A 6,405-nucleotide genomic window follows, 5' to 3' on the forward strand; every position below is an offset into this window, starting at 1 on the left:
GAGACCTTATATACATTAATCCTCGTTCTTTTCATCGACTACAAAAGCATCTTCAGTATCCTCCTCTCTAGTTATATCATTATATGATAAATAGTCTTCACCAATATAATTAGATAATATATCAGCTGATGAGTTGTTAAGATTATAATCTATATTTTCAGATAAATCGGTAGGATTATTAGGTATATTATTTTTATTTTCTTTATCAGAAATATCTTCATCAGACATTGGGTTGCTTTCTATAATAGTATCAATGTTAGGAATAGTTTCTGTATTTAAAGGGAATGGATCTGTACCATATGAAGAATTATATAGATTATTTATGCATTTATCTTTAAAGAAGAAAATAAATAAGTAAAATAAAAAGAAGTTTTTGTAGCTGTCGAAGGATATGTGACTTGTTGTAAATTCATCCTTCTTCTTATTGTAATTTACATATTTAATAAATATTGGAGCAGTACCGCTGCTTGATGGAGTAGGAATGTTGGACATTTTAAAATAAGTTTCATTAAGCATATCAGTAGATTTTAAACTATATCCTCGATACCGTTCATAGTCGTCAAGTGTAGGGGCCTCAGGCCAGCTTGTTATTATGCCAGAAGAAATAAAAAATTTTTTATATATTGAAGAAATGAGATCTTTATATGATGACTTATTTTCATTTATATCAGAATAAATAACAAAGGCAAGAAAATAAAAGTTAATATCAAAACATGAATACTTTATATCCTTCTTTGAAGAAAGTTTATAAAAGGCTTCGTTTTTAGCATCATATAAATCATAAAGTTTGTTAATGATTTCGGATGTCTTGTCAAAAAAACCTAGGATATTTGTATGTTTATAAGATAGTGATAATGCTATGGAGCAAAGGCATACAGTATCTAATTCTTCAACATAATAATCTTTTTCATCTAGTTTATTCATAGCATAATCAGCAAAGTCTATTATTAACAGTTTTAAGTCATCTAAATCATCATAACTATATAGAACGTTAAATGCTAATAATATTTTACATATCTCATCTAAGGAAGTTTCATATATCTTATCTTTAAATTCTACAAAGACTTGTAGAATTTCCATGGCAAAAGCCTTATAGGCATCATATACATCACTTTCAGGATTTTTTAATGAATATAAGTAGTAAGCAAGCATCATGTAAGCTTGATCAGAAAATTTAAACTTCTTATCTTTATCAGATAAGTTAAAGTTTTTATAATTATTTTCACCATTATTTTTTTTACTTGTAAATGTACCATCAGCACTTCTTAAATTCACTGAATAAAATTCTAGCTGTTCTTTAGCTAGTTTTATATATATATCATGAAATGCATATAGATTCCTATCCTTGCCTTTAAAGTTATCGTAGTAGTCAGCAAGTTCAAGAATTGATAATGTCATTAGAGCATTGGATGTTGGATTAATTTCTTTTCTAAAGGTATCTTCATCAAAACCATTTGAATTTTTACTATGAATATAGTTAGGTGAAGCTTTTTTGTATACGCAGAGTAGTGGAGAAATATTACTATTTATGCTAATATCATTGTTAGAGGAAAGTCTTTTGTAGCTTTTTATAGAAGATACTAATCCACATTTAGATTCAAGCACGATTGTTCTAATTGCTTCCTTAGCAAAAAAGAAAAGCTGTGTGTTAATTTCATCTTGAGAAAGATTATTCATTCTAAAAAATGGACCCATATATCTCAATTTATTCACCTCTCAAAGTAATTCTTATATTAATAATATGAGTTATAAGAGGAAAAAGTGCATTTTTTTAGTAATAAGATAATAAAACAAGATGATACTATAAATATAAGATATTAAAAGTAAATATTAAAACTATTAGTTGGAGGAGAATTATGCGTATTGATGGTAGAAAAAACGATCAGGTTAGACATACAAAAGTAACAAGGAACTATATAAAGCATGCTGAAGGTTCTGTATTAATTGAAGTAGGAGATACAAAGGTGATTTGTACAGCATCTATTGAAGATAAAGTACCACCATTTTTAAAGGGGAGTGGAGAAGGTTGGATAACAGCAGAATATAATATGCTTCCAAGATCTACGGCAACTAGAAAGGTAAGAGATATAGCTAGATTAAAACTTGATGGGAGAACAATGGAGATTCAAAGACTTATTGGAAGAGCATTAAGATCAGTTGTTGATTTAAAGGCATTAGGTGAAAAGACAATCTGGATTGACTGTGATGTTATTCAAGCTGATGGAGGTACTAGAACAACAAGTATTACAGGTGCATTTATAGCATTAGTAGATGCAGTAAATAAAATTCACAAGCAAAAAAGTTTTAAAGTTTATCCAATAAGAAAGTTTGTTTGTGCAACTAGTGTTGGTATTGTTGGAGAAGAAAAGCTATTAGATTTATGCTATGAGGAAGATTCAAATGCAAAGGTGGATATGAATATCATTGGTACTGATGATGGAGAGTTTGTAGAAATACAAGGTACAGGGGAAGAAGCTCCATTTACCAGAAGTGAATTAAATGAAATATTAAATTTAGGTGAAAAAGGTATTAAACAAATGATTCAATTACAAAAAGATTGCCTAAAGATGGATGCATTATGGATTGGAACAGGAGAATTTAAGTAATGAGAAAGATTGTTTTAGCTAGTAATAATGAAAAGAAAGTAAAAGAATTAAAAAATATGCTTAATGAGCATAATTTTGAAATATGTTCTTTAAAGGATGAAAATATAGATATAGATGTGGTGGAAGATGGAAGTACCTTTGAAGAAAATGCTCTTAAGAAAGCATCAGAAATATATAAATCTCTTTTAACTAATAATAAAGGTGATGCCTTAGTTTTAGCAGATGACTCAGGATTAGAAATTGATTATTTAAATGGAGAGCCAGGTATATACTCAGCAAGGTATAGTGGCGAGCATGGTAATGATTATGCAAATAACATTAAACTTTTAGATAGGATGAAGTCTGCTAAAGGTGAAGAGAGAAGAGGTAGATTCGTATGTGCATTAGCTTTAATAGGTAATGATACAAAAGAAGTTATTAGAGGGACTGTAGAAGGGTATATAAAAGAAGAACTTATGGATGGAGACTTCTTTGGCTATGACCCATTATTCTTCTATCCAGGATTTAATAAAACTTTTGCAGAAGCATCATCAGAAGAAAAAAATTCAGTTTCTCATAGAGGAAATGCCTTAAAAGAATTAAAGAAGATATTAATACAACTATAATACTTAGACATAGACAATGATGAATGAAGAATGATGAATTGATGAATAAACTATCCAAAGGAAGTTTAGAGAAGTATGTTTTTTTAGAAACTCTTTTAGTTTCCACATTAATAATTTATCACTCATCATTCAGAAGTCATCATTAAATAAAGAAGGAGGAGTTTTATGTTAGTAGCAGTGGTAAGTGATTCTCATAATAATAGTGAGGCTGTAGATTTAGCTAAAAAGGCTATATCAAAATGTGATGTTTTGTTGTTTTTAGGAGATGGAGAAGGTGACTTAGAGAATTTAACAGAAGGATTTAAGGGGGAGGTATATGCAGTATGTGGCAATTGTGACTTTAAGATGATAAATCCAGTAGAAAGAATTGTAATTTTAAATGATAAAAAAATATATATGACTCATGGTAATAAATATAATGTTAACTTTGGTTTTAATTCAATTTACTATAGAGGTAGAGAAGTAGATGCTGATATTGTATTATATGGTCATACACATATACCGATGATAAAGCATGAAGGAGATATGATTATAATGAACCCAGGAAGTGTTTCTAGCGGAAGAGGTGTTAAATTTAGAATGAGTATAGGGTATCTTAAAATAGTTAAAAATCAGCCTGTAGAGGCCTTTATAGAGGAATTAAAGTAAAAAAATAAAAAAAGTTGCAAAAAAGTGTTGACGTATTAAATAAGATATTGTAGAATAGTCCTTGTCGTTGAGAGAGAGAAAGTCTTATCGAGGGAAACGAGATGTTCTCGGGGTGTGGCGCAGATGGGAGCGCGCGTGGTTTGGGACCATGAGGTCGCAGGTTCGATCCCTGTCACCCCGACCATTTTAAACGACAGTTAATTATGCGGGTATCGTATATCGGCTAATACTCCAGCCTTCCAAGCTGGAAAGGTGGGTTCGATTCCCACTACCCGCTCCATTTAAGAATTTTTGAAATTTTAAGAAAAACTTCAAAAAAGTATTGACATAAGAAAAGAAACGTTGTAAAATGATAAACGTTCTAACAAGATATTAAGCGTGTTTAGCTCAGCTGGATAGAGCAACGCCCTTCTAAGGCGTGGGCCAGGAGTTCGAATCTCTTAACACGCACCATGTATGGTGGACGTAGTTCAGTTGGTAGAGCGCCAGATTGTGGTTCTGGTTGTCGTGGGTTCGAGTCCCATCGTCCACCCCCATTGGCGTGGGGGTTCGACTCCCTTCATCTGCACCACTTATATTGTTAACAACTTAAATATGCGGGTATCGTATATCGGCTAATACTCCAGCCTTCCAAGCTGGAAAGGTGGGTTCGATTCCCACTACCCGCTCCAAATGCGTGTTTAGCTCAGCTGGATAGAGCAACGCCCTTCTAAGGCGTGGGCCAGGAGTTCGAATCTCTTAACACGCACCACACATGCATCATTAGCTCAGTTGGTAGAGCACCTGACTCTTAATCAGGGTGTCCCGGGTTCGATCCCCTGATGATGCACCATGTATGGTGGACGTAGTTCAGTTGGTAGAGCGCCAGATTGTGGTTCTGGTTGTCGTGGGTTCGAGTCCCATCGTCCACCCCATTTAGGGATATTATGCGGGTATCGTATATCGGCTAATACTCCAGCCTTCCAAGCTGGAAAGGTGGGTTCGATTCCCACTACCCGCTCCATTTTAAATTATAATAAATTAATTTAAAAATGTATAAATAATAATATGCGGAAGTGGCTCAATGGTAGAGCTCAATGGTAGAGCACCACCTTGCCAAGGTGGATGTTGCGGGTTCGAGTCCCGTCTTCCGCTCCAATTTTAAAACATTATGAACGGATAGTATGAGGAAATAAGGAGCAAGTACCAGAGCTTATATGAATAAGTGAGGAGTACAGTGACAAAATTGACACAGTACATAAAGTTAATAATGGTTTAAGTATATGCGGGTATCGTATATCGGCTAATACTCCAGCCTTCCAAGCTGGAAAGGTGGGTTCGATTCCCACTACCCGCTCCATAAGACAACTGAATGTCAGTTGTCTTTTTTATTTCCCCAACAAAAGTAAACTTATTAATATCCAATATTGCAATGGAAACAATAAAAGTTTAATATAGGTATTTTTTTTATTTTATAATCATATCTAAAAACAAAAATAATACACAACTCTATAAGTTATACCATGAAAAAGTGTATATTTCTGTTGATAACTTTTCTTTTACTGTGAACAAAATTTAAAATTATCCAATTTATTAACATATAAATAAAATATCCACAAAAATAGCCATAAAAAATGATAGTTATGTGAATTAATTCCTTATTTTTCTATTTATGAAAAAATTAATAAAAATAAAAGTCCAAGTTGTTAACTTGAACCTTTATTAAATATAAAAAGACTTGGCAAATACTAAGTCTTTTTGTTTGGCGCATCTAGAGGGACTCGAACCCCCGACGCCTGGATTCGAAGTCCAGCACTCTATCCAGCTGAGCTATAGATGCAAATATTACATGACTATTATATCAAATAATTAATAAATTAGTAATATAAAATAATAATTTATTCTACTTTCATTTCTAGCTCTTTCTCTTTTAGTATCTTTATATTCAAAATTTTCACTTAAGTCTCCGGGGGCTTCTGGCTTCTTTTAAATTTTCGTTGATTTGTTTACGAGTTATTATTTTACGATTTTCAATTTCTTCTTTAAAAATATATTTTTATATGAATAATATTGATATTTTTATAAATACTACTTAATGAAATAGTGTATATAAACGTTTTCTATACGTACTCTTTACCAAGTGTATCAATAATAGAAAAAATGAGAAAAAAAGAATAATAAGTAGAAATTTAAGAATATTTATCATTATAACATAATTTTTATTGTATTTGGTGTAAAGTATATGATAGAATAAGTCTTGTCTTTGAGAGAGTGGCAAGCTCCATGTACAGGAAGTTAATACTAAAAAATAATTTAAAAAAGTGTTGACAGAATGAAAACAAGGTGTTAAGATAAGAAAGTCGCTTGATGATGACGAGATAAATGATCTTTGAAAATTGAACAGAATATAGTATAAAACCAGCAATTCTTTTAAGTCTTATAAAGACTCAAAGTAATTTGAGCAAAATAGATTAAACTTTTTATTGAGAGTTTGATCCTGGCTCAGGACGAACGCTGGCGGCGTGCCTAACACATGCAAGTCGAGCGAATGAAGTTCCTTCGGGAAT

Annotated in this window: 4 protein-coding genes, 12 tRNA genes, 1 rRNA gene and 1 pseudogene; 15 read left to right on the plus strand and 3 right to left on the minus strand. The window is 31.9% G+C overall.

All coding sequences use genetic code 11. The annotated features are described in order from the left end of the window. Positions 1 to 15 precede the first annotated feature (15 nt). On the minus strand, positions 16 to 1,695 hold the full coding sequence (locus BHW04_RS03860) for a hypothetical protein (protein WP_302698944.1): 1,680 nt from the start codon (positions 1,693 to 1,695) through the stop codon (positions 16 to 18). Positions 1,696 to 1,856: 161 nt separating this feature from the next. Here BHW04_RS03860 and rph point away from each other — a divergent pair, with 161 nt between their 5' ends. From rph to BHW04_RS03930, 14 genes are all read left to right on the plus strand, one after another. Further along, on the plus strand, positions 1,857 to 2,606 hold the full coding sequence (gene rph / locus BHW04_RS03865) for a ribonuclease PH (protein ID WP_302698939.1): 750 nt from the start codon (positions 1,857 to 1,859) through the stop codon (positions 2,604 to 2,606). Then, entirely contained in the window at positions 2,606 to 3,211 is a 606-nt protein-coding gene (rdgB, locus tag BHW04_RS03870) for an RdgB/HAM1 family non-canonical purine NTP pyrophosphatase (RefSeq protein ID WP_302698941.1), read from the plus strand. The genes rph and rdgB overlap by 1 nt, the downstream gene beginning before the upstream one ends. Positions 3,212 to 3,376: 165 nt before the next feature. Continuing rightward, complete coding sequence (locus BHW04_RS03875) at positions 3,377 to 3,859, plus strand: YfcE family phosphodiesterase (RefSeq protein ID WP_022211681.1); 483 nt, start codon at positions 3,377 to 3,379, stop codon at positions 3,857 to 3,859. A gap of 108 nt (positions 3,860 to 3,967) precedes the next feature. Beyond that, a tRNA-Pro gene (locus BHW04_RS03880) sits at positions 3,968 to 4,043 on the plus strand. A 21-nt stretch (positions 4,044 to 4,064) separates the two neighbouring features. Beyond that, a tRNA-Gly gene (locus tag BHW04_RS03885) sits at positions 4,065 to 4,139 on the plus strand. Positions 4,140 to 4,235: 96 nt separating this feature from the next. Then, a tRNA-Arg gene (locus tag BHW04_RS03890) sits at positions 4,236 to 4,312 on the plus strand. Between the two features lie 6 nt (positions 4,313 to 4,318). After that, positions 4,319 to 4,391, plus strand: a tRNA-His gene (locus tag BHW04_RS03895). A 64-nt stretch (positions 4,392 to 4,455) separates the two neighbouring features. Continuing rightward, positions 4,456 to 4,530: transfer RNA gene (locus BHW04_RS03900), tRNA-Gly, on the plus strand. Between the two features lie 3 nt (positions 4,531 to 4,533). Then, positions 4,534 to 4,610: transfer RNA gene (locus BHW04_RS03905), tRNA-Arg, on the plus strand. A 5-nt stretch (positions 4,611 to 4,615) separates the two neighbouring features. After that, positions 4,616 to 4,691 (plus strand) — tRNA-Lys (locus BHW04_RS03910). 6 nt (positions 4,692 to 4,697) lie between these two features. Next, positions 4,698 to 4,773: transfer RNA gene (locus tag BHW04_RS03915), tRNA-His, on the plus strand. Between the two features lie 14 nt (positions 4,774 to 4,787). Then, positions 4,788 to 4,862, plus strand: a tRNA-Gly gene (locus BHW04_RS03920). A gap of 46 nt (positions 4,863 to 4,908) precedes the next feature. Next, positions 4,909 to 4,996: transfer RNA gene (locus BHW04_RS03925), tRNA-Gly, on the plus strand. Between the two features lie 127 nt (positions 4,997 to 5,123). Next, a tRNA-Gly gene (locus BHW04_RS03930) sits at positions 5,124 to 5,198 on the plus strand. 403 nt (positions 5,199 to 5,601) lie between these two features. Here BHW04_RS03930 and BHW04_RS03935 read toward each other — a convergent pair. Continuing rightward, a tRNA-Arg gene (locus BHW04_RS03935) sits at positions 5,602 to 5,678 on the minus strand. A gap of 29 nt (positions 5,679 to 5,707) precedes the next feature. Next, positions 5,708 to 5,776: pseudogene (locus BHW04_RS12245) on the minus strand (hypothetical protein); the annotation flags it as partial. A gap of 541 nt (positions 5,777 to 6,317) precedes the next feature. Here BHW04_RS12245 and BHW04_RS03945 point away from each other — a divergent pair. Next, positions 6,318 to 6,405: ribosomal RNA gene (locus BHW04_RS03945) — 16S ribosomal RNA — on the plus strand; the annotation flags it as partial.

The sequence above is a fragment of the Clostridium sp. 29_15 genome, assembly GCF_001916075.1.
Taxonomy (GTDB): domain Bacteria; phylum Bacillota; class Clostridia; order Clostridiales; family Clostridiaceae; genus Clostridium; species Clostridium lentum.

Bases quoted from the DNA above. Each gene is read 5' to 3' on its own strand.
- BHW04_RS03860 (WP_302698944.1), bottom strand. From the start codon at position 1,695: ATGGGTCCATTTTTTAGAATGAATAATCTTTCTCAAGATGAAATTAAC.
- rph (WP_302698939.1), top strand. From the start codon at position 1,857: ATGCGTATTGATGGTAGAAAAAACGATCAGGTTAGACATACAAAAGTA.
- rdgB (WP_302698941.1), top strand. From the start codon at position 2,606: ATGAGAAAGATTGTTTTAGCTAGTAATAATGAAAAGAAAGTAAAAGAA.
- BHW04_RS03875 (WP_022211681.1), top strand. From the start codon at position 3,377: ATGTTAGTAGCAGTGGTAAGTGATTCTCATAATAATAGTGAGGCTGTA.